The sequence below is a fragment of the Vibrio jasicida 090810c genome (genome assembly GCF_002887615.1).
GTDB lineage: Bacteria > Pseudomonadota > Gammaproteobacteria > Enterobacterales > Vibrionaceae > Vibrio > Vibrio jasicida.
Map to the genome: position 1 here is coordinate 3,378,642 of NZ_CP025792.1, position 21,903 is coordinate 3,400,544.

General features: G+C 36.4%; 17 protein-coding genes. 10 read left to right on the plus strand and 7 right to left on the minus strand.

The annotated features are described in order from the left end of the window. Positions 1–813 precede the first annotated feature (813 nt). Complete coding sequence (locus tag C1S73_RS16175; RefSeq protein WP_038869291.1) at positions 814–1,761, minus strand: LysR family transcriptional regulator; 948 nt, start codon at positions 1,759–1,761, stop codon at positions 814–816. 1,198 nt (positions 1,762–2,959) lie between these two features. Between C1S73_RS16175 and C1S73_RS16180 the strand changes: the two genes are divergently transcribed. Both C1S73_RS16180 and C1S73_RS16185 read left to right on the plus strand, forming a co-directional pair. After that, positions 2,960–4,723: a methyl-accepting chemotaxis protein gene (locus C1S73_RS16180; RefSeq protein ID WP_038869292.1), complete on the plus strand. Its 1,764-nt coding sequence runs from the start codon at positions 2,960–2,962 to the stop codon at positions 4,721–4,723. Between the two features lie 1,166 nt (positions 4,724–5,889). Next, on the plus strand, positions 5,890–6,078 hold the full coding sequence (locus C1S73_RS16185; RefSeq protein ID WP_167391655.1) for a hypothetical protein: 189 nt from the start codon (positions 5,890–5,892) through the stop codon (positions 6,076–6,078). A gap of 105 nt (positions 6,079–6,183) precedes the next feature. On the opposite strand, the gene C1S73_RS16190 is transcribed toward C1S73_RS16185, so the two are convergent. The 5 genes from C1S73_RS16190 to C1S73_RS16210 all read right to left on the minus strand — a co-directional run bounded on the left by C1S73_RS16190 (position 6,184) and on the right by C1S73_RS16210 (position 11,774). Beyond that, positions 6,184–7,728, minus strand: a complete 1,545-nt coding sequence (locus C1S73_RS16190) for a sensor domain-containing diguanylate cyclase (protein ID WP_038869294.1) — start codon at positions 7,726–7,728, stop codon at positions 6,184–6,186. Positions 7,729–8,130: 402 nt separating this feature from the next. After that, positions 8,131–9,477: a magnesium transporter gene (locus tag C1S73_RS16195; protein ID WP_038869295.1), complete on the minus strand. Its 1,347-nt coding sequence runs from the start codon at positions 9,475–9,477 to the stop codon at positions 8,131–8,133. A gap of 259 nt (positions 9,478–9,736) precedes the next feature. Beyond that, on the minus strand, positions 9,737–10,471 hold the full coding sequence (locus tag C1S73_RS16200; RefSeq protein ID WP_038869298.1) for an EAL domain-containing protein: 735 nt from the start codon (positions 10,469–10,471) through the stop codon (positions 9,737–9,739). Positions 10,472–10,515: 44 nt separating this feature from the next. Next, a complete protein-coding gene (locus C1S73_RS16205; protein ID WP_152436133.1) occupies positions 10,516–11,316 on the minus strand; it encodes a hypothetical protein in 801 nt (266 codons plus the stop codon). Positions 11,317–11,345: 29 nt separating this feature from the next. Then, positions 11,346–11,774, minus strand: a complete 429-nt coding sequence (locus C1S73_RS16210; RefSeq protein WP_158654987.1) for a hypothetical protein — start codon at positions 11,772–11,774, stop codon at positions 11,346–11,348. Between the two features lie 420 nt (positions 11,775–12,194). Between C1S73_RS16210 and rimK the strand changes: the two genes are divergently transcribed. The 8 genes from rimK to C1S73_RS16245 all read left to right on the plus strand — a co-directional run bounded on the left by rimK (position 12,195) and on the right by C1S73_RS16245 (position 20,214). After that, positions 12,195–13,100, plus strand: a complete 906-nt coding sequence (gene rimK, locus C1S73_RS16215; protein ID WP_038869301.1) for a 30S ribosomal protein S6--L-glutamate ligase — start codon at positions 12,195–12,197, stop codon at positions 13,098–13,100. After that, positions 13,060–14,118, plus strand: a complete 1,059-nt coding sequence (locus C1S73_RS16220) for a succinylglutamate desuccinylase/aspartoacylase family protein (RefSeq protein WP_038869302.1) — start codon at positions 13,060–13,062, stop codon at positions 14,116–14,118. The genes rimK and C1S73_RS16220 overlap by 41 nt, the downstream gene beginning before the upstream one ends. Before the next feature lie 70 nt (positions 14,119–14,188). Then, a complete protein-coding gene (locus C1S73_RS16225; RefSeq protein ID WP_050566701.1) occupies positions 14,189–14,659 on the plus strand; it encodes a DUF2780 domain-containing protein in 471 nt (156 codons plus the stop codon). Between the two features lie 724 nt (positions 14,660–15,383). Further along, entirely contained in the window at positions 15,384–15,581 is a 198-nt protein-coding gene (locus C1S73_RS28310; protein ID WP_152436135.1) for an ANR family transcriptional regulator, read from the plus strand. A 100-nt stretch (positions 15,582–15,681) separates the two neighbouring features. Next, a complete protein-coding gene (locus C1S73_RS16230) occupies positions 15,682–17,037 on the plus strand; it encodes a TackOD1 domain-containing metal-binding protein (protein WP_038869304.1) in 1,356 nt (451 codons plus the stop codon). Further along, positions 17,024–18,340: a glycosyltransferase family 2 protein gene (locus tag C1S73_RS16235; protein WP_038869305.1), complete on the plus strand. Its 1,317-nt coding sequence runs from the start codon at positions 17,024–17,026 to the stop codon at positions 18,338–18,340. The genes C1S73_RS16230 and C1S73_RS16235 overlap by 14 nt, the downstream gene beginning before the upstream one ends. A 1-nt stretch (position 18,341) precedes the next feature. After that, complete coding sequence (locus tag C1S73_RS16240; RefSeq protein ID WP_038869306.1) at positions 18,342–19,379, plus strand: HlyD family secretion protein; 1,038 nt, start codon at positions 18,342–18,344, stop codon at positions 19,377–19,379. 250 nt (positions 19,380–19,629) lie between these two features. Beyond that, entirely contained in the window at positions 19,630–20,214 is a 585-nt protein-coding gene (locus C1S73_RS16245) for a hypothetical protein (RefSeq protein ID WP_227740545.1), read from the plus strand. A gap of 1,151 nt (positions 20,215–21,365) precedes the next feature. Here C1S73_RS16245 and C1S73_RS16255 read toward each other — a convergent pair. Continuing rightward, entirely contained in the window at positions 21,366–21,902 is a 537-nt protein-coding gene (locus tag C1S73_RS16255; RefSeq protein WP_038869309.1) for a hypothetical protein, read from the minus strand. Between the last annotated feature and the right edge of the window lies 1 nt (position 21,903).

The window sequence follows — 21,903 nt, forward strand, 5'->3', positions numbered from 1 at the left end:
TACAAATCCTTTTCACTCTCCAAAAAGCTTTGGCATAAATGTTTTAGAGAAGGTGGTGTCCGATGTGATCGCGACCTTTCTAGTGTGATACTTTAATACTCAGTATGATTCCTTATTACTTGGAATTAGACTTTATTACTTTCTCACAACACCTAAATTTAGGGCGATTTTTACTTTACATGGTCTCCGCTTGTTTCAACACAGTATAAATCGCCCTTTTCACCTTAGTAAACGCCGGCAATAATCTTCAAATATACTATGTTTTTTCTTAAGATTTAGACAATTATACTGTACTTAATGTTATTCTCTTGATTTTATGGTTAGTAGTTCTGGCGAATGTGAGTGAGAGCTAATGCTGTATTTTTTCATACGTGCTTATCTCTTCCGGTTGCACTCTGTAAAAGTACCCGTACCGAGTTAGGAGGCTGATAGATTTAATAGCGAGATACTAAGATTTGAGTTTACCTAGTAACTAAGGTCTAGTTTTCCTTGTTGCATAGTCACAAATCGGATTAATTAAATTTATCAAAGGTTGACCATGTTTTGAAAAAAAGAAAGATGTGTAGCTCGTTAATGTAAAGCATGAGCGATTAATTGGATGGCTTGTTCCTTCAAACATCCACTGAGCGACATGTAGTAACTAGAGCGCTCGTGCCCAAGAGTTATCTTACAAAGGTTCTCGTATTCTTGTAGCAAATCTTTGTTAAGGTGCTTTCTTGGACACGTACAGAGATCGTGCTTTATATAATGATGGTTTGTTTGTTCAGCTGACTTCTATTATTAAGTGAACGTGAGGGATAATGTAACTTAGTATTACAAAGGCCATTCGCTGGAAGACAGTATTTTTTCTTCGAGTAACTTCTCTCTAACTTTTTTAATCTCTTGTTTCAACTCATCCCTTATCAATCTAATCGAAGGCGTAATCAACTGACGACTAGGTAGTAATAACCATAGTTCAGTTAATTGGAATTGATAACAGGGCATTAGTCGCTTGACTCTACCTTCTAAAAGATCATTCGCTACGTCTAAAGCGGACTTCTTAGAAATTCCAAAGCCTTCTACACACCAGCGACGCACTATATCACTGTCATTAGAAGTGCGGTTACCTTTTACCTTAACTCTATGTTTTGTTTCCTTTTTTAATAATTCCCATCCATCATGAATAACATCGTCGATTTTATAAAGCAAAATGTTATGAGAAACTAAGTCTTCAGGTTCCATCGGTTCACCTTGTTTTGCTATATAGCTTGGGCTTGCACATAGGATATGAGGTATATTGGCAATCTTAAATCCATATAAATTGGATTCATTCGCTTCAGTTTGAACCATATCCCTTAATGCGACATCAACATTATCTTTATAGAAGTCTGCTCGACCGTCACTCACATAAAGCTTGAGAGAAAGTGAGTTGTGGCTTTCTATTACGTTATCTAGCAGTATACGCATCAAATTTCTACCCATTTCTGATGATACTGCAAGACGGACTTCTCCGCTTATTTCATGTTGTTCTTCATTTAATGTATTTTGAGCTTTTTGTAACAGAAGGAGAGCCTGACTACAAATTGGAATAAAACGTTCTCCCTCTATTGTCAACCTTAATTTACGTGTGGTACGTACAACGAGATCAACACCCAGAGCAGCTTCGACGCGCTTCAAAGACACGCTAGCAGAAGATACGCTGATTCCAAAATGTTTAGCTGCAGCTGTGATTGATTGAAGTTCTGCGATCTTAATTAATATCTGGATATCTGAAATTTTCATTTTATTACTTTGGAATTCCTTTTTTATGCAGTAGTAAGTCGAAGCAGGGCAGTTGTTGAGTTGCTAAATTTTGTTTTACATTCGAATCTTCTTATCTGATTAAAATAGATTTTTTCACTGCTAGCTATATAAACTAAGCTAATAGCGTGGGAAAAGAAACGAGAAAACGACGAATTAAATATGCCACTTGTTGGAAAAAGAACCTTGCACCTTTAATTCAGTGCAAGGTTATATGATGAAAATTAATCATCAAATAAAGGGGCAATAAACCCCTGGTCACACAACAAATAGTGGAATTGCTTATTTTATTAAACTAACACAAATAGCCGCTAGTTTAATGAAATTCTTTCAAAGAATTAAAAATATTTTTTATCGTTAAGATAAAAAATATTTTTCAACAAAATTATTATATCTTATAGCTAATGGAGTGAAGGATTTTTCATTATTCTGACATTGTCTTCTTGTATACGGAACAATATGAAACTTCACATAAAATAACAACAGATATACTGGCGTTTACCTGGACGTTTTAAAAGTCCAGGTTTTTTTATGTTGTATCGATCCATCCATGTTTTTGAGTATATATTGATAGTCGTCTCCCTATTAAGTAGCTAATCTCTATTCGTTTAGTTGTATCCTGATTATGGTTTCTCACTAAAAGTTTTGCGCCTTCCAATGTTTTTGAAAACAAGGTTTCAGACCCAATGATGTCATCATTTTTATTATAAGATATAGCTAAAAAAATTGGCAATTTCACAACTCCATTCTGACCGTTATTAAATGAATTATTCTTTTTATCAATTGAATTTAAATAAACAGTGTGTAAACAAAGTAAGTTAAATGTTAACGTTTATTTCTATCGCATGACATAGTGTAAATTGTGGTGGTTATTTTTATTTTTTACTTAATTAATTGGACAAAATACGTTTATTTGCGATGCCATGTTGGGATTTTAGTGACATTAGAAATTCATTAAACGAATGTAGTGAACTTTTCAACAAAAAAAATTGTCGCATCAATAAAATTATTTTGTTGTGATTTATAAAATGTTGACATATAAGTTGGCTTTTAATGAATTTATTCATAATTTTATGGGGATATGCTCTTATTGCTTATGATAGTGTAAGCATATTTTACATACAGAGTTTTAAAGCAACTATCAAAAAGATTTATTTCAGTACTCAAAGGATTTTTAGTAATGACGATTAAAATGAAGTTATATTTATTGGGAGCAACGGTGATATTTGGTTTGCTTATGATGCTTGGAGCTTCATCATATTTTTTAAAGCAAAGTAAAGATCTAAGTGACGCCATCAACCTTGTAGAACAATTAGAAGTAAGATTACTTAATTTGCGTCGCAATGAAAAAGACTTTTTGTTGAGAGAAGAGACACGTTATGTGGCGTCTTTTGACCGCAATGTGAAAATATTTTTTGATATTGAAAAAAAATTACACATAATACTTGAAGAAAACAATCTGCCTAACAGCGATAAGTTGAAAACTGGTTTAATCGATTATTCTGAAGCTTTCGGGGAGTTGAGTAGAGCAATCCAAACTCTAAAGAATGAAGAGAGTTCAGGATTATTGGACCAGTATAATTTATTATTGAATGAAAAATTAAAGCTCGTAACAGATACGAAGTACGTGATACTGATGAAGTTCAATGAAAAAATTCAAAAAGGGGAATTTGATGCTCTCGATATAGAATCTGTTAACCCACAACTCAACGAGCTGGCAAGAAAAATTGTGGAACAAAAAACTACTATTGGATTATCTTTTGACAATGGATTGCTTGGTAAGACAAGGTCTTCCTCCCATAGAGTTGAAACCCAATTTAAAGACTTTTCAGCATTGTTAAAAAGTGCGTATGTCGAGCGAGAAGCTCGTTTGAGGATGATTAGTATATCCTTCGTTGTACTCCTTTTAGTGTTCATCTCTTTTGTGGTTTGGAAGATCACTCGGACTATCAACTATAGTGTTGATGAACTCCTAATCACAATTAAAGCGATCACTGAAGAAAACGACATAAGCCTAAGGGCTGAAACTCGAGGAAAAGACGAAATTTCAACCATCAGCAGCCATTTAAACGAATTGTTGAATAAGATTGAAAATTTGACAAAGCAGTCTAAATCGAAGTCTCAAACACTTTTTGAAAGCAGTGATGCTATAAACTCAGAACTCAAAAGACTAACAACTCAAATTGATGTTCAAACGGAACAAACGGCATCAATGGGCACGGCTGTAGAACAAATAGTTGCTACAATAAACGAAATTTCCTATAGCACAGCAACCGCTGTCGAAGGTGTCCATAAAGCATCGAATAACGCAATTGAGGGAAGAAGAGTTGTTGAATCGACAATAAGCAATGTATTTGAGTTGACCGAGAGGTTGTCAAGTAGCCAAAACTCTATTACTTCGTTGAGTGAATTTGTGCAGCAAATCGGTGGTGCCGTTGAAATCATTCAAGGAATCGCAGAACAAACCAATTTATTGGCTTTAAATGCAGCAATAGAGGCTGCTCGGGCTGGTGAACAAGGCCGTGGTTTTGCTGTTGTAGCCGATGAAGTAAGAGCTCTAGCTAGTAGAACACATAAATCAACGGAGGAAATCAAGCGTGTTGTAGTTTGTATTCAAAGTCAGATGTCTAGTGTTGTAGATGAAATAAACAACTGCAACGAGCAGGGCAACCAGACACTAACAGGGACACAACAGTTAGATGTTAGCCTGCAACAAATAATAGATGATGTCATCATGATTCAACAAAACTCAGAGAGGATAGCTTCCGCTATAGAAGAGCAGGGCATAGTAATGTCTCAGGTGGACGATTCGATAAAAGAATTGAACAGTGTTTCCGAAGAAAATAGAAAATCTGCGAAAGATTGCTTGCTTGAAGTTAACGAAATAACAAAGCAAGCTAGAGACATGGATATGATCTTAGCCAACTTTAAAACAACAATATGACAGGCTTTAATAGAGTATGTAGCATAGTTCGATGGAAGCAAATTTGGAACTGGCGAACTGATCAGCTACATCAGTTAACTATCCTAACCCTATGCCAAATTTCATCGCATAGCCGATCTGGTCTTCATTATGGTAAATGAATTTTTCAGTGCCTATGAGGACGTTACGCGTCTTTATCTATTCCCTGGCCGCGTCGGGCAAAATTCATCATATCTGTCCACACTACAGTTGCTTCAGTTAAAGAGCTAAGCAGGTTAAGGTTTCAATTCAGATAAGAACTAGAGGTGTGATACAACATCTGGTTATTGATGCTACAGGTTCCAAGGCTCAAGGTAGAGGGATGGAAGGCGTAATGTTCGGGGAAAGCTTCATCTATCAGTCGGCACCAGGCCTAACGGACCAGTAACAACTATTTAATGCGAATGAAAGATAAGTGCTTCCTAATTTACTTAAGAGAAAATACCAACGAATCATCGAAATATCTCGAGTTGTTGCTTACGACAGAAGGAATTGTCGTAGCGTCATACGGATTAAGCGGGATGTTTCGCTTATCGCATCGATAGAATATACTTCCTTGTTTAGCAGTGAATAGCCAAAGCTATATAGTTCCAACAAGAAGTGGAAAACACGATATAGTTATTACAAGCATTTTCTTTCCGAAACAGTCATGTATTGCATCGAGTTGTTAGACGTGAGGCTAAGTCGTAGAGACACCAATGGTGGGATTAGTGAAATCTACTCCATGATTAAAGCACTGAATAAGCTGCAGGGTTTGATGTAAATGAAACTCTATGCGTTGTTTAAGTTCTGATTAATTTGCGGAGGTTTGATCGCTGTCTAAATTACGAGACAAACCTGTTTTAATAGGTCGAGAACACTAATGGCAATACTATTAAATTAAAATCATAATTTATTCAGCCTGTGAGTTGACCAGATTGATAGGTTTGCTTTTTTAAATGAAATTTTTAAATAAAAAATTCTCACTATATCATTGGGAGTATTGAAAAATTATTTTCTTATGAGAGGGCTTCTAATTATTGAGAATAGTTGATAAACATATACTTTATGAAAAATATCATCAATAATTTATGTTACAGTTACAGTTACAGTTACAGTTACAGTTACAGTTACAGTTACAGTTACAGTTACAGTTACAGAGCGTTTACATGAAAGATAATAATAATTTTAATAAAAAGTCTAATCATGATGATTTTGAAAGACTTTACTTTAATTCTCCATATGCAGTTTTTAAAAAGGTTGGCGCACCAACATTGTCTGAATTTCTAGAAATAAAGCAATTGATTATAAAAAGAACGTATGACATGAAAAAGCAAAAACATAATACTAAGAAATAGATTTAGTTTTACTTTGCTTTATATGACTTTAAGTTCTCTGTAATAGAAGAAGGATGAGTAAAAATTAAAATATGAAAGCTACTGTTTAAAATTTTTAAACAGTAGCTACTCAGTAAATATAGATACGCTGTTCCTACCTTTTCTTTTACTTTCATATAGTTGTTCATCCATCTTATGATACAAGTCTGCAGGGGTCTCGTTAGCATATGATGCCGCACCAATACTTATAGTACATGGTATTCTAGAACCTTGAACTACAAAAGAAGATTCAGATACTGATAATCTTAATGACTCCAAATATTTATCCAAATCTTCTTTTTGTACCAACCTTGTTAATATGCAAAATTCGTCCCCACCAGTGCGATAGAACAAGTCTCTTTTCCTTAACTTTGATTTAATCATTTTTGTAATATGTATAATCGCTTCATCTCCTGCGATATGTCCATACTCGTCATTAATTTTTTTAAAGTGATCAATATCAAAACCAACTAAGCTAAATGGAGTTGAACCATCAATGAATTTTCTTAAGTGTAAATTGAACATACGTCTATTATAAAGGTAAGTTAATGAATCTTTTTCTGCCATTTCTTTTAGCTCACGAGTTTTTGAGTCTAACATTACGGCTAAACGTTCTTTATCATTGATCTGTAAGTTAACGATGTAACAGATAAGAAATGATATGGTTAGGCCGAAAATAGCTATGCTATAAAGCATCGTGCGATCCCAAGTAGAGATTGAATTTGATAATTTGAACTCGATAAGCCAGTTACGGTTTGGGAGACTGATTATCCTACTCAATGGCTCGCTTTCTACGTAATCCCAGTTTTTACTTGCGAATAGTGTCGGTCTATCATGCCCATCAAAACCTAAATCAGTAACCTTAATTAGTAGATCTGATTCTGTGGCTGTTTTAACTACTAGGTTTTCAAAATAGACTGAACTTTTTAATACTCCGACCATTACTCCTAATAAACGTTTCTTTTCGCTATTAAAAACTGGGTGATAGACTAATATTCCAGTTGGTTCAGTTGTCTTACTTGTCCTATATTGCAGTAGATTAACGTTATCAGAAATCGCAGGTCTATAATTATTCTCAATATCACGAATGACCAGATCGAAGCGTTCCCTTGAAGAGTAAAAACCTATCAGGTCTAAATTTGCTTCAGTTTTGGGAAAAACATCAGTGATAACGTATATAGGAGAATCATCCTTAAGAATATAGCCTTCTTTTTTATCCTGACCTTTTGGAATTGTATAAATGTCAAAATTTTTATATTGCTCTCGCATTTTTTTTATATAGGATTTTAGATCATTTTTTTCTACACGTTGCAACCATTGCAAGCCTATCAAGCTTTTTGAACCTCGAACAATTTGTTCGGAGTAGCGCGAAAACTTGTGCCAACTTGACGGGCTTACAGTTTGAAAAAAATTAGCGCCTGCTCCTATAAATTCAAGATCATTCTCTACAAAAAATTTTATGGATTGAGTCTGCCTATCTGCCAACGTGTTAAAAATAGTCAAGGCATAGCGCTGCTGCAGTCGCAACGCCCCATATGTCATAGCGGCAGTGACTAAGATCAAAGAAAGAAACACTGAAATGGAGACTTTATTTCGCTGTATGAACCCTTCCTTTGCGACAGTGTTAGGCATTTTACTCACCTTTATGTTTGTATGGCAAATTTTGAATATTAACAAAGTACTAGAACTACTATAGTTCTAAAAAAAGCAATGTACACTATCTATAAAGTAAGTTACGTCACAGATTTGTTTAGCACATCCATATGGTTAGACACTACTTAATATATGTCATGGTTAGTTTTCTCATTCGTTTTTGAAAGGTACCTATTCGTAAGCAAGGATATGTACAAAGGTCAATCTGGGCTTGGTCTTTCGTAACAATAAAGTGCGATAGGACATAAAATCTTTTTCAAGTTATCGAGTATGAAAAGTTAGGAGCTAGAAAGCATTTAAAGATGAAATGTAGCAAAATTTTCCATATGACTTGAAATCATAAATAGTAATATGGCTTTTAAACTATATACAGTGCTGTTGCTAAGTAAGAAAGATGCTTGCTGTTCCCAAAAAGGTGAAAAACCCAACAACATCAGTTATAGTTGTTAATATTACAGAACCCGCTAAAGCTGGGTCGAGTTTGAACTTATCTAAAACTACTGGTATGAGTACTCCAAATATAGAAGCTGATATTATATTAATCACAATAGCAAGTGATATCACTATCCCGAGGGTACTTGATTCGAACCAAACGCAAGTTATAGATCCTATTACGATAGCCCATAAGATACCATTAATAATTCCTATTCCCAATTCGTTCTTTAATAATGCAAATCGATTTCCGGAAGTTATTTGGTCTAAGGCCATCGCTCTAATCATCAGAGTAAGTGTTTGACTACCAGCAATTCCTCCCATAGAAGCTACTATTGGCATGAGTACTGCTAATGCGACGATTTGGGTGATGACATTTTCAAACAGGCCGATGGTAACAGAAGCTGTAACAGCAGTTAACAAATTAATACCTAACCAAATCCCCCTTTTTTGTGAGCTTCTGACTATTGGTGAAAATAAGTCATCATCTTCATTCATACCTGTACCAGCCATTAATCGAGATTCATACAACTCTCTTTGCTTCTCGAGAGCAAACTTCCAATCGATTTCACCAATTAAAATGTTATTACTGCTATCAACAATCGGTAGTGATTGAAATGAGTGCTGTTCTAGAGCTTCAACTGCTTCGAATACTTCAACCTTACTATCAATTACAGTTACACTGTCTAAAGTCAACTTGTCCAAACGAATATTATTTATGTTAGACATGATGTCAATGTAGCGAACAATTCCTTTATATTGCTTCTTTCTGTTAATTAGATAGATGTGACTCAATACTTTTTTATTTCTTGCTAACAACATTTTTGCTTTTTCAATGCTTATGTTAAATGGCAGCGTCGTGATTTTGTTGTTAGCCCACCTTCCAATATGTATATCCGAATAAGTATTTGCTTGCGTATATAGGTCCAACTCACTCGGTGCAATCAGACCTAAAGCATCATTCACAATGTCATCAGGTAGTGTTTCTGACCATTCGATCAACGATAAATTGTCGAGCCTAGAGAGAACTAGCTTCAACTCATTTTCTGACAACGTTGATATTACTGATAACCTAACCTCAGCTCGCATATCGGTAAGAACATCGATACTTATTGACTGCGGTAGAGAACGCCATAAATGTCCCCGCTTTTCGATTGGTATAGCTTCGATAACGTGAGCGATAGCACCAGATTCGATGCCATCCTTTATAGCTTGTGTTAGTATCTGGACCTGACTATCGTCACTTCTATCAACTATTGCTTCTATCAAAAGAGATAGCTCTTGAAATTTATTCAATTATTAATCCTTAATTTTGAATCGAATAGGAGTTTTTACTTGAAATGTATGTCTTCTGCACCAAAGTTCGAGGGTTAGACATTGATAGGTATCAGACTTAATGTCTGGCAGAGAACATCTTAATGAAGGTTACATGCTTATATGTCATTATCTCTGAATAGATAATGCGGTAGTGCCCGCTTCATGATATTTTCAGCGTTGAGTAACGGACAGAAGAGGGATAATAATACCATATCTTCATAGTATGATTATTATTTACCTAGATTGGTCTTCTATGGTGCTCTATTGGAAGTTCAAAAAATCCTCCTTGAGCATAGTCAAAGTTCAGTCTTTCGATATTCTCAAAATGATCTAACTGCTCAATATCTTTTGCTAAAACCTTACCTCCAAATGCATGAATCATTGAAATCATTTTATGCAAATTTCCATCATAAAGCCCATCTGTAACTCTTCGTTTAGTAACATCACTTACGATTTTTGTGACTTCAGGTTGCAAATGGTTAACAAGAGCTAACTCAAAGAAACCGCAATGAACCTCGTCTAACCAAAAGCGGTAACCGATTTCTCGATACTCCTCAATTCTCGTCATTATTTGTGTCCAATCTTTTATTTTTAAATAACTCGTTAATTCTATATTTATATTTTTTGGTTCGATATGATTTATAAGTATGTCGTGAACCTTTTCGTTCAAAAGCAAATTAGGATTCAACTTTATTGCAAATTCTCCAGAACAACACGATAGCCTGGATAGTAGAAACTCTAAACCTTCTATCTCAATTTTCTCAGGTAACTGATGTCTTTTTGAATAAGTAAATATGGAGTTTTGTAATTCAGAGTTGCTAGTGCTTATTCGAAGTAATGCTTCAAAGCAAAGCATGTCTAAATCATGTACTTTAACAATGGTTTCGAAATACGGAGAAAATTTTTTAAAATCAACCGTTTTATTTTTTGTCTTAGGCTTATCTTTTGATTTTTCATTACATGTTGGCTTCATTTTTACTTCTCAATAATAAGGGTCGCGATAGTAATATTGAAATTCTATTTTTTTAAATGATCTATAATTACGTTTTTAATGTTTGTTCCGGCATTTTCATCCATCGAAAATACCTCTTCTGTATTTCTTCCTGATACCTTTAAAAACTCATCGTTTGGGATGAAGTAGCCATAAGATGCGTTCGATAAACCAAAAAATAGCTTAAAATCACCCTTCATATTTTTCTTTATTGGCAAACCTAGCCTTGTAAGGGCTTCTCCTGGAAAAGAGATAAAACTTAAATTTTTGCCTATTGTACCGTGTAAAATCTTAGTATTAATTTCATTATTATCATTCAAGTCAATGTCTAATGCGTTATTGTTATATAACGCTATAATTTGTCTATTTGTTACTTGTTGAGTAAACGGCAAGGTTGTGATTTTTAAATCACCGTCTATTTTCTTTCGTTTCTTTTCTGATTCCAAAACTAGTCGAGCTGCTTCATTACCAATTCTACTTGCCTCGGATAATTCTCTATTGTCTGTTTTAAAATGTGAATCACCTAATATCCCGTTTAAAAACAATGTCATACCACCACTCTCAAATTCGATTGCTTCTCTTAAAGAATGGACATAATCACTACTTAACATTGAATTATCGGATGATAATATAGTAGGATGAGCGCCAAAATTGACTAAGGTTGCAATCCTGCCTCCATTTGATTTATTTTCAAAAAACAACGTCGTAATACTATCGTCGACAATATTCCATCCGCGTCTATTCTCGACTTTGATTTTTGTTTTTGAAGCAAAAACGTTTGCAGGGATGGTTGTATCCTGCGCTTGGACTGCGCTTCTTGCAGTCAAATTTATAACTCTTTCTCTATAGTTTTTATCTATTCCCCCCAAATTCCTTGATAATCTAATCCTGAATGAGTATGTGTAGAAGCGATAATAACTCTATCCGTATCAATTGAATTTGTAAGTTCCCGAATTTTTCGGCGTATTTCTTTATCAATCGAATCACCTATACCTGTTGTGTCAAAAATAAGAACTGTCAACTGTTCTTTCTTATTATATTTATTAGAGATATGTAACGTACGCAACGTCAACTCATCGCTAATTGCAACAGGCGAGCATCTTGGGTTTGACAAAGGTGCTCCATACCCACCTAAACAACTGTTACGTAATTCGGAATATCTAGGAGTGATACTCTCTTTCCAAACTCCTATTTTTACAGAACCGTAAGATACATTGCTAAATATTAATAACGCGAAGGATAGCAGGTTATTTAAGAATTTGTTTTTTTTTTTCGTCTTTTGCATGAGTTTATTTTTAATTATGCGTTCGCAAATTAAGTTTATAAAATAGCAAACAATATATGTCAATATTAATTCGATAAAAAATTATTGTCGATAAGAAAAATAAAAGTTATTGATCGGGTTTTATTTTTACATAACAAATGAGGGTTGATTATATTAGTTTGGTTTCTCAAAAACGATACAATTCCTTGTTTTTTTAAATGTAGAAATTTCACTTTTGATAAATTTTCTTATTCTTCAGTTAATTACGATTAGAGAGGCGAAAGCTAAATTTCGATTTGCTTTTGAAGTTTCTAAACGTATTTCTTCTTTTTTGTGTTTGATAGATAAATATGGGTGCTATGCATGTTGACAAGTTTAGAAATATCTATGATTGTAAGAAAAATCAAAATTTAATTTGTACGATAAAGAAGAGCAAACATAATGAAAATTGGAATATTGTCACGTAATCGTAATCTCTATTCGACAAAACGTTTAATTGAAGCAGCTGAATCGCGTGGTCACGAAACTCAGGTAGTAGACGTGTTGCGTTGTTATATGAATATTAACTCTAACAAGCCAGAGGTTCACTTTAAAGGGATTGAGATGTCCACTTTTGACGCAGTTATCCCTCGCATAGGGGCGTCCGTGACATTTTACGGCACGGCTGTTTTACGACAATTTGAAATGATGGGTGTTTTCCCAGTTAACGAGTCAGTCGCGATCACGAGGTCTCGTGACAAATTGCGTTCTATGCAACTCTTATCAAGAAAAGGTATCGGTATGCCTATAACAGGTTTTGCTTGTAGGCCTGATGATATAAAAGACCTTTTGAATATGGTTGGTGGAGCGCCGGTTGTAATAAAACTTTTGGAAGGCACTCAAGGTATAGGCGTAGTTTTAGCTGAAACCAGAAAAGCAGCTGAAAGCGTAATTGAGGCTTTTATGGGAATAAAAGCAAATATTATGGTTCAAGAATACATAAAAGAATCTGGAGGGGCCGATATTAGATGCTTTGTTATTGGAGATAAAGTAATAGCGGCAATGAAACGACAAGGCGCTGAAGGAGAGTTTCGCTCAAATTTACACCGTGGGGGGAGTGCGTCGCTCATTAAGATTACTCCAGAAGAGAGAAAAACTGCTATCGCAGCTGCCAAAATCATGGGATTAGGAATTGCAGGGGTAGATTTATTGAGGTCAGAACGCGGACCATTGGTCATGGAAGTAAACTCTTCTCCAGGCTTAGAAGGTATCGAAAGTGCAACGGGAAAAGATATTGCCGGAATGATCATTGATTACATCGAAAAAAATGCTCCCACAAAAGGGGTTAAAACTCGTGGTAAAGGTTAGCAAAAGTTTAACGTTTGAGATTCTCGGGCATAAGATTGCAGCTGGTTTTCGCAAAAGTATTCGATTAGAAGTCGTTCATCCGCATTACGATTCACCATCATCGATCCCGATTGAGATAATTAACGGAAAAAAAGTCGGCCCTGTACTCATGGTTAGCGCTGCAGTAGATGGCAGTGAGTTGAATGGTGTCGAGATTGTACGCAAGCTCGTGAATACAATCGATACTAATAACCTAAGAGGTACTTTGATTGCTGTACCTTTTGTCAATGTCCTTGAGCTTGTTCGCAAACCTCTTTACATGCTTAAGAGCGGTAGTTTGAGCAATGTCTTCCCTGGAAATTGCAAAGGATCGTTAGCGTCTAGAGTCGCTTATTCTTTTTTTTCGAATGTTGTTGAACGTTGTGACTATATATTAGATTTGCGTACAGCTTCAGTGAACAAAACCAGCTTACCTCAAATTCGTGCAAACCTTGCAAACAAAGAAACTTTGAGAATAGCCGAAGCTTTCGCCACTCCAGTTATTATAGATTCCCGAAAAAGAGACGGTTCTTTAAGAAGTGTGGCCGAAAACTTAGGTATACCAACACTAACCTTCGAAGCAGGAGAGGCCCTGCGATTTGAGCAAGTAATAGTCAGAACGGGATTCCTTGGTGTAACAAGACTTATGCGTTCTATAGGAATGCTTAGAATTAGCAGGAAGAAGGTACCTCCTTCAGTCATTGTAAAAAAAACAAGTTGGGTGAATGCTGATTGTGAGGGGATATTGAGAACTTTTGTCAATGTTGGGGATAGGGTCGAAAAAGGGGAGATTCTCGCTTATATAAGTTGTCCTTTAGGGTGTAATGGTAGGGCGATTGTAGCAAAATCTGACGCGATTGTTATTGGGAAAAGTCTACTACCACTCGTACAAGAAAACGATGCCGTAATAAATTTGGCTTTTTTAAGTGATGATTCACTCGAAGTCGAATATGTTGGCGAAACGTGTATCGATGATATTCCTAGATTCGGAATTAACTAAAAATCACTACAGGACAATACAGTGTATTTGTAGTGGATTAACAATAAAAATGTAAAAAATCAAGAATTTTATGAGAAAAATAACACCTTTAATATTGCTATTGATTGTCGGTAGTTTTCAAGTTAGCGCGTTTTTTGGCGACACTTCAAGTATATCTTTTTCGAGTGAAGAACTGAAAAAACACATCAATAAATTTGATGTAGAAGTTACGCCTTTAAATAGTGATTTGATGGAACAACTCCCTGTAAGCGCGCCACAGGTCATCGGAGGCAGTAGCATTTTGTTGATGTATGCCAAAAATAACATTTCGAATGAAGACCTAGAAGAACTAGGGTCATTGATCAGTATTCCAGATTTACGTGAAATTATTGATATGAATCACCCGTACAATTCTATGAACGATGTGAAAGCGGCATTCAACGATTTAGGTATCCAAACTCTTATGATTCCCGAATTTACGTCCTTAACTCTCAAGTATTTGAAAGATAATGGTGCTAGTGAGGCGTTGTTGCATTCGCTAAGCAGTCTTTGGATAGAGTAGTAATGATAGATAATTGATACTGAAAATTGATGTCAATATTAGCCAGTATAGTCGCTTAGGGTAGTCCGAATACTGGTTAACATAAACATCAGAAACTCGATCTTTTGGGGGAATAGGCTTGACTCGGTTGGTCAATCAGATGCAAGTAGCTCCAAAAACGAAGGGTTCTAGGTAGTGGATACAGGTATTTAGATCATCTGAATGGGAAGGGCGATTGATCTGACTTGTCTGTAGCCAACTGAATGGTCAAGAGGTCTTAAACGGATTACATTCGACAGTCATCTATGTTTGCTGACATTATCGTTTTTTTGAAGAAAGAGTATTGATGTTTTGCATGTTTTTCAAAGTGTTTAATTGGCTTAATGTTAACGTATTGTATGTGAACGTGTATGGCTGATTTTTTGCTTGACAAGATATGTTGCCTGGATGTAATGGTTCGGTTTGACTTATCTGTTAGAACAGTACTCGGTATCAATAGGCTTCCATTTAGAGATACGATAATGTTTCATTTTAGGCTATAAGTTATAACTTCATTAGTATGAATTTTGACTCAGAAGCCATTCAATTAGAACACTTCGAAATCATGTTCTATAGATAGAATAAATATTAAGTTTTTATAGGTTTACGACCTTAATTGGGGACTGGAGTAGACGTTTCAAAAATTAATAATGTATTGTAATTATAATATAAAGATAAGAAGGCAATAAAAATTATTGGGTGATATGTGAAAAAAAAATATATTGAATTAGCACAGAGAGCCTGTGAGGCTGAAAGGCAAAGAAATTGGGCGCTGGCTTGCAAACTTTGGCATGCTTCAATAAATTCCGCTTACGGGAAGAACAAGCCTTGGGCGACAGCACGTTACGAGTTTTGTTGTTATAAAAGTGGCACCCGCCCATCTTCTTTTACTCCTAGGTTTTAATTAAAAGTAGTGTGATTTTCACTATTCCCTCGCATTTTATCTCCTCTTAGAAATGCGAGGTTTTTTTTGGTTATATCTTAATATTTATATGAGTGTAGACATGCTAATTGATAAAGAGAAATTTTATTGGATTGGTGATGAACCAACTGAATATGAACTGGGAAATGTAACTTATATTGATGATATAAACGAGCTACCACTTGGAATGGGCGGTATGCTATGCATAAACGTTTCGGAGTCAAAGCTAGTTGATGAGTTGCTAAAAGTTTTTTATCAGCAAGCAGAACGATGGAGTTGGGTTGTCTACACTACTATTGAAACGCCATATTCTCAATGTGTTACTGACGGTGTTTTTGATTTAGCTACGTCTTTTAAAGCATGGCAAAGCTTACAAAGACGTCTTGAAGCAGTACCGTATGTAGAGCGAATAGATTCACTTATAGGTTGGCTTGGTGTAAATAGAAATCGCAGATTGATAGCTTTGAAGAACCTTGACTCACCTTCAATCTATACATATCCATTGATCGATGCGTTTTATCCGGATATTTATTCAACTTATCGCTATGTGCTTTCCGAGCAAGCGAGAAATATTTTAGAAAGCGAGCAGTTGCAAGACCGTATTCGTGTCTGCACGCATTGTAACAGTGGTCACTTAAACTATGTTGAAGTTTGCCCCCAGTGTAGCAGCATAGACATCGAGTCACAGAGTTCACTTCATTGCTTTACTTGCGGTCACGTGGGGGAGCAACTGTCATTTCAGCGCCGTGGCAAATTGGAATGTCCAAAGTGTTTGACGCAATTGAGACACATTGGTGTGGACTACGATCGTCCCCTAGAGAATCACGTGTGTAATCAGTGTTCTAACCTCTTTGTGGAAGCTGCAACGATGAGCCACTGTCTGAGCTGTGAGGAGAAGATGAAGCTAGATGACCTAGTTGTTCGCAAACTTTATCAATATCGTTTGGGTGAAGCCGGGGAATATATATTCCAACATGGAATGTCTTCTCAAGCTCCAGAACTCTCAATCAAAGGTAAGGTCGAGGTCAGTTTTTTTCAGAATTTATTAGTGTGGCAGAATAAAGTTGCTATGCGACACAAAGAACAACACTTGCTTTTGGGGTTACATCTTCCGTCACTGGACGAGTACGGGAAGCAACATGGGGATGCCAAGCTTTTCTCTCTTATGGACCAATTGACGAGACGTCTCAGTGAGATATTTAGAGATACGGACATCTGCTGCCAATTTAAACAAGATGTTTTACTGGTGCTTATGCCGAATACTAAAACATCTAGTTTATCGGTATTACAGGACAAACTTTCGATACTGGGAAGCCAAATCGAAGACGAAGAGTTCGAGCTCAATGTGTTGTCTTGGGCACTTCCCCAAGCGAGTATTGGCGATGGGGTTGCTTTATGGTTAGAAACAATAGTCGGTGATATTTATGTGGCAAGATAGTCTTGTTCTGCTTGATTATCTTTCTGGGATGCTGTTTCACAATAAAGAACTGTGGCTGCTGCTATTCCCAGTCATGATCATTATCGAATTGCCCTTGTACCTACTGGTATTAACAGGCATTTTTCGTTGGTCTTATAATCAAAAAGAAATCGATTTGATCCAGTTTCCATCGATCAGTTTTATCATCACTTGTTATGGCGAAGGAGATGCCATTGCAATTACCATCGACACTTTAGTCGAACAAGTGTATCCCGGTCACATTGAAATCTTAGCGGTTGTCGATGGTGCGGTGCAGAATCAAGATACTTATCTAGCGGCGTTGAACGGTGAATTACGTCACGCTGGAGTCCGCAATCGCAAAGTGCGTGTTATCCCTAAGTGGCAACGAGGGGGGCGAGTGTCGACCCTTAACGCCGGGTTATCTGTTGCTAAAGGCGAGATCGTTATTAACGTTGATGGCGATACGTCTTTTGATAACGATATGGTCTTTACGATGATGAAACAGTTTACATCAAAAGATGTGATTGCAAGCGGTGGTGCGTTGCGGGTTAGAAATCATAATACCAATATTTTGACAAGAATGCAGTCCTTGGAATACATGCTGTCAATGCAAGCAGGAAAAACGGGGATGGCAAATTGGGGTGTATTAAATAATATTTCAGGTGCGTTTGGTGCCTTCAGAAAAAATTTGCTCAAGCAAGTCGGCGGTTGGGATACGCACACTGCGGAAGATTTGGATTTAACTATGCGTCTAAAGCAATATAAACGACGTTATCCAAACCACAAATTGACTTTTGCCACTAATGCGATAGGGCATACCGACGTTCCAGATACCTTGAAGGCGTTAGTTATGCAGCGTTTAAGGTGGGATGGAGATTTACTTTTTCTATTTTTGCGTAAGCACAATGAAGGATTATCTCCGTCTCTATTAGGCTGGAGTAATTTTCTATTTACTCTCGCTTATGGTGTGGTTCAAAACGTTTTATTACCTTTGTTAGTTGTTATTTTTACTGTCTATATATTCGTTGTGTATCCGCTTAAATTTGTCTTAGCGTTAATGCTGTTGCTGTACATAACATATTTGTTTCTCTCTCTGATAATATTTGTAACTTACATGGGATTAATATCTGAGAGAAAAAAAGAAGATTTTAAATTCGCCAAATGGTTATTTTTGTACCCTATTTATCAATTTTTTATGCGCCTAATAACTGCGTTTTCGATGGTGAATGAAGTAGTAAGGCGCAGTCACGAGGAATCTAGCATGGCTCCTTGGTGGGTATTGAAACGAGGCAAAAAATTTTAGTATGAAAGTTAACTTTCACTTAGACAAAAAAAATAAACCGCAATCAGAGAATGGCATGAAAGTCGTGTATGGTCAGGCTAAGCGTGGTGGTTATCGACTTCGTTGGTTTCTGATTTTAGCAATTGTAATGAGTCCGTTACTATTTATGGCTTATTACTTGTTTAAGAAGCAGGTCTTAGTCACTGCGCCAGGCATCGTGACCTCTTATCCGCTAACGATAACGGCGACGCAAGCCGCTACTGTCGGATCTGTTTCTGTTAATGTCGGCGATGAGGTCGACAAAGCACAACTCTTAATTCTATTGGCTGACAGGATGTTAAACAAAGAAGTCGAATTTATACAAAAAGAGCTAGTTTCGTTATCCAACAACAAAATTAATAATACGGACGAGTTGTACCAACAAGCGATTGCTAATACCAAAACGAGTCTCGCTAAGGTGCAACAAATCCAGCAAAAGTATGACCAATTTAGAGAGAAAGGTCAGGTTTCAGAGGTGGATTATGCTGCGGTCGTAAATGTGAGCAACGCCATTGAAAGCCAACTTAGCAGTCAAGAAATTGCTTACATCAATGCCAAGAGTGATAGAGAGCAACTGGCCTTGGCAGGCCCTGTATTACAACAGTACCGTGCGCTGATGCAAGAGCTTGTCGTAAAGCTGGCTCAACACGAGATGTTAACGTTTAGTGCTCCATTTAGTGGTCGGGTTTTGGATATTCACATTCATGAAGGTCAGCGCGTTACAGAAAATGCACCATTATTAACGATGGCTCAAAACGTAACGCCGGATATCATTGCGTATCTAAGTCCTAAATATTTGGATTACAGCTCAAAAGAAACCCAAGCGAAGGTCGTCTTCCCTGATGGTAAAACATTCTCTGCGGCCGTCTCAAAACCAGTTGAAATTGTCAACAAACTACCTCAAGAACTACAGAGTCCGTTTGAAAGTCAGTCAGCGTATCTGAAAGTCACACTATCTTTTGGTGAGCCTATGGAAAAGATTCGGTGGGTTGAAGGAGTGGAAGTGGAAGTAAGATTTTAATAGAGAGTGAATTACAATACCGTCCACTTCAATGAACGGTATTGTAGTTGTTTAATTGTATGAAACTCTAAATTAGAAAATAAAATTGGCACTCAAGAATGAGGAATATTTTGGAAGGATAACAGTGAGGAATAATTTAGTGAAATTCTAAGTTGTAATTGATTAACTTATCTTTAGTTGTTCTTTATTTTATATTACACACCCAATGTGAAATTATATTTCTTAAGTTAAATATCGCCATTGTTACGACATGACGCATTACGAAACAACCAATAGATATCTGGCTCAAGAAAAAGTATTTTTATTTATCATGATGGATTTTATAATGGAAAAAAAATTTGTTATCTCAGGTTTAATTAGTTCTCTTCTCTCACTAAATACTTTTGCTGCATCAATATCAACAACAGAAGTTGAAAGTATCCAGAAAGAATGGGGAGAAGGGATTGTAAAAATTGGCACGGCAAAAGACGCTAGGAAGGCCGCAACAGAGCACATCGAAAAATTTTATGCATTTGATGATGGACAAGTATTATTTAAACCAACTTTAGCGGCAGTAGATCAATTTAGAGGAACTAAAAAGGAAGCGCTCTCTTACTTTATTGGCCAAGATTTATCTGAAGATAAAGGCTTTGCATTGGCGCCATACATTAAAGTGCGTTGGGAAAACGAAGGCATCATAACAGATCAAGATTCTGCAATAGCAATGGGTAATTATTTTTTTACAAAAAAAGATGGTCAAGAGATAAAAGTTGAATACACTTTTGGTTATGTAAAAGATTCTGATGGAAAATTAAAAATAAATGTACATCACTCTTCAATTCCATACTCAAACTAAATTTTAGCAAACAGATTTATTGAAGCCTCTTTATTAAGAGGTTTCAATTTTTAAGGACAAATTATCTTTTATTTAGAATTAGTTATCTTCTATTTATACAAAATAGGTTAATATAACAGTCGAAAGTTTGGTAAAGACTCACGTCACTCAAAGAATGAGTCATCGCAGCAGTTGCTAGGCGCCTCTACTAAAGGTTGTGTAGAAGTCTAAAAACTGAATGTGCGATTTCTACAGGTTACCTGAATCAAATTCAAGCTTGATGAGCGATTACAATAGACAGTGAACCTACCAAGAAAATGATGCGATATCGTCGGTTAGTACCTATAAGCGGTCCAAGCTTTTTGATTGCTACGGACGAAAGCGTCATTATCATTCTTGATTTTTGGCCGTTTGTTAAAATAAAAAAGCCTTACATTAAACTGAGGAGAAAAATGTAAGGCTGGAGTCTATATGCATCAATTACTTAGACAAAATAACTCTTAAAGGTCGTTGAAATTTTCAACTTTCAGATAATTTCGCGTCTTGAGAAATTATCTGAAATGATTCTATCATTATTTTTTGTTTATGATGCAGTTAAAAATGAAAACAATATTATCACTGCAAATGGTACTTAAGTTTATTTTGATCCAAGATTTTTATTGTTTGCATCGATTGGTATGAAATTGAAAACGCTGATTTACACGATTATACTTGATTTCTTTATATTCTCCTGTCCGCGATTCGTTGAAAAACCATAGTTGTAAAGGGTTGTATTGAATTTTTTCTGATTAAGGTATTGCGTTAAATTATATGAATAGTCAAAAAAAGGCAGCGTGATTCAAAAATAATCTTATGATCCTAATAACACTGAGTGGGCTATAAATCCGCTCGTTTTTCGTCAAATTTTACGTTTGTCGGGCTAGGTGAGTTATTTGAATCTAAATTATTAGAAATATTTAATCTTAGTGCACTCTTGACCAATTTCGAATACTTCTCATCTTAGTCTACAGGGCCATAAATTTCTAAAAGGTGCCCGACGCAGTACGTGACGACATGCTCTTTGTGTTTATAAAACCCATCCCCTCGCTGCGTTTTTGGTTGCCACTTAACCCTTCGAAGATGTTTTTAGCGAGGGAAGGTTTCTCCGCGATATAAACGATGATAGTACACTCCTAGTGTTCGGTTGAGCCTTCGATATAAGTGTTTCCTGCATTATCGAAGTAATAGGTTTCCCCGTACTGCTCGCCATCTTGGAACGTCTTAACGTAACTGATGGTATGTGAGCAATATTTTGGGTTTGAAGTCCCTTCTTTGTGGTTCACATGGCAGCTCTGGTCTTTAATGATTTGGCTCGGTCGAACCTCTGTTTTGCTGCATCGACTCCAGTCTTTGCCTGTTTCCCACTTCACGCATTCAACGCGTGGTGGGATGTAGGCGGCGCGGCCATCGCGAGCAAACATGTCGGTATCATTTGACGGTGTGCCAATAGGGACGTCGCCGGAAAACAAACAAGACGTAAAGCTTGGGAGGGGAGGCTTGAACTTCTTAATGCGCTTTACGAAAGCTTTCTTAGCGCCACTGCAACCACTTGGAAAGCCTGTCGGAAGACAAAGCCAAATGGCACATTCATCGTCGCTTGCCGCGAAAGCGGGTTGAACAGGCAATAAAAAAGCCGCTGTGATAGCGGCCATAAACAGTTTGTGTTTCATG

What these genes read in the sequence shown, in the direction of transcription:
- C1S73_RS16175 (WP_038869291.1), bottom strand. Translation starts at nt 1,761, where the DNA reads ATGAAAATTTCAGATATCCAGATATTAATTAAGATCGCAGAACTTCAA.
- C1S73_RS16180 (WP_038869292.1), top strand. Translation starts at nt 2,960, where the DNA reads ATGACGATTAAAATGAAGTTATATTTATTGGGAGCAACGGTGATATTT.
- C1S73_RS16185 (WP_167391655.1), top strand. Translation starts at nt 5,890, where the DNA reads ATGAAAGATAATAATAATTTTAATAAAAAGTCTAATCATGATGATTTT.
- C1S73_RS16190 (WP_038869294.1), bottom strand. Translation starts at nt 7,728, where the DNA reads ATGCCTAACACTGTCGCAAAGGAAGGGTTCATACAGCGAAATAAAGTC.
- C1S73_RS16200 (WP_038869298.1), bottom strand. Translation starts at nt 10,471, where the DNA reads ATGAAGCCAACATGTAATGAAAAATCAAAAGATAAGCCTAAGACAAAA.
- C1S73_RS16210 (WP_158654987.1), bottom strand. Translation starts at nt 11,774, where the DNA reads ATGCAAAAGACGAAAAAAAAAAACAAATTCTTAAATAACCTGCTATCC.
- rimK (WP_038869301.1), top strand. Translation starts at nt 12,195, where the DNA reads ATGAAAATTGGAATATTGTCACGTAATCGTAATCTCTATTCGACAAAA.
- C1S73_RS16220 (WP_038869302.1), top strand. Translation starts at nt 13,060, where the DNA reads ATGCTCCCACAAAAGGGGTTAAAACTCGTGGTAAAGGTTAGCAAAAGT.
- C1S73_RS16225 (WP_050566701.1), top strand. Translation starts at nt 14,189, where the DNA reads ATGAGAAAAATAACACCTTTAATATTGCTATTGATTGTCGGTAGTTTT.
- C1S73_RS16230 (WP_038869304.1), top strand. Translation starts at nt 15,682, where the DNA reads ATGCTAATTGATAAAGAGAAATTTTATTGGATTGGTGATGAACCAACT.
- C1S73_RS16235 (WP_038869305.1), top strand. Translation starts at nt 17,024, where the DNA reads ATGTGGCAAGATAGTCTTGTTCTGCTTGATTATCTTTCTGGGATGCTG.
- C1S73_RS16240 (WP_038869306.1), top strand. Translation starts at nt 18,342, where the DNA reads ATGAAAGTTAACTTTCACTTAGACAAAAAAAATAAACCGCAATCAGAG.
- C1S73_RS16245 (WP_227740545.1), top strand. Translation starts at nt 19,630, where the DNA reads ATGACGCATTACGAAACAACCAATAGATATCTGGCTCAAGAAAAAGTA.
- C1S73_RS16255 (WP_038869309.1), bottom strand. Translation starts at nt 21,902, where the DNA reads ATGAAACACAAACTGTTTATGGCCGCTATCACAGCGGCTTTTTTATTG.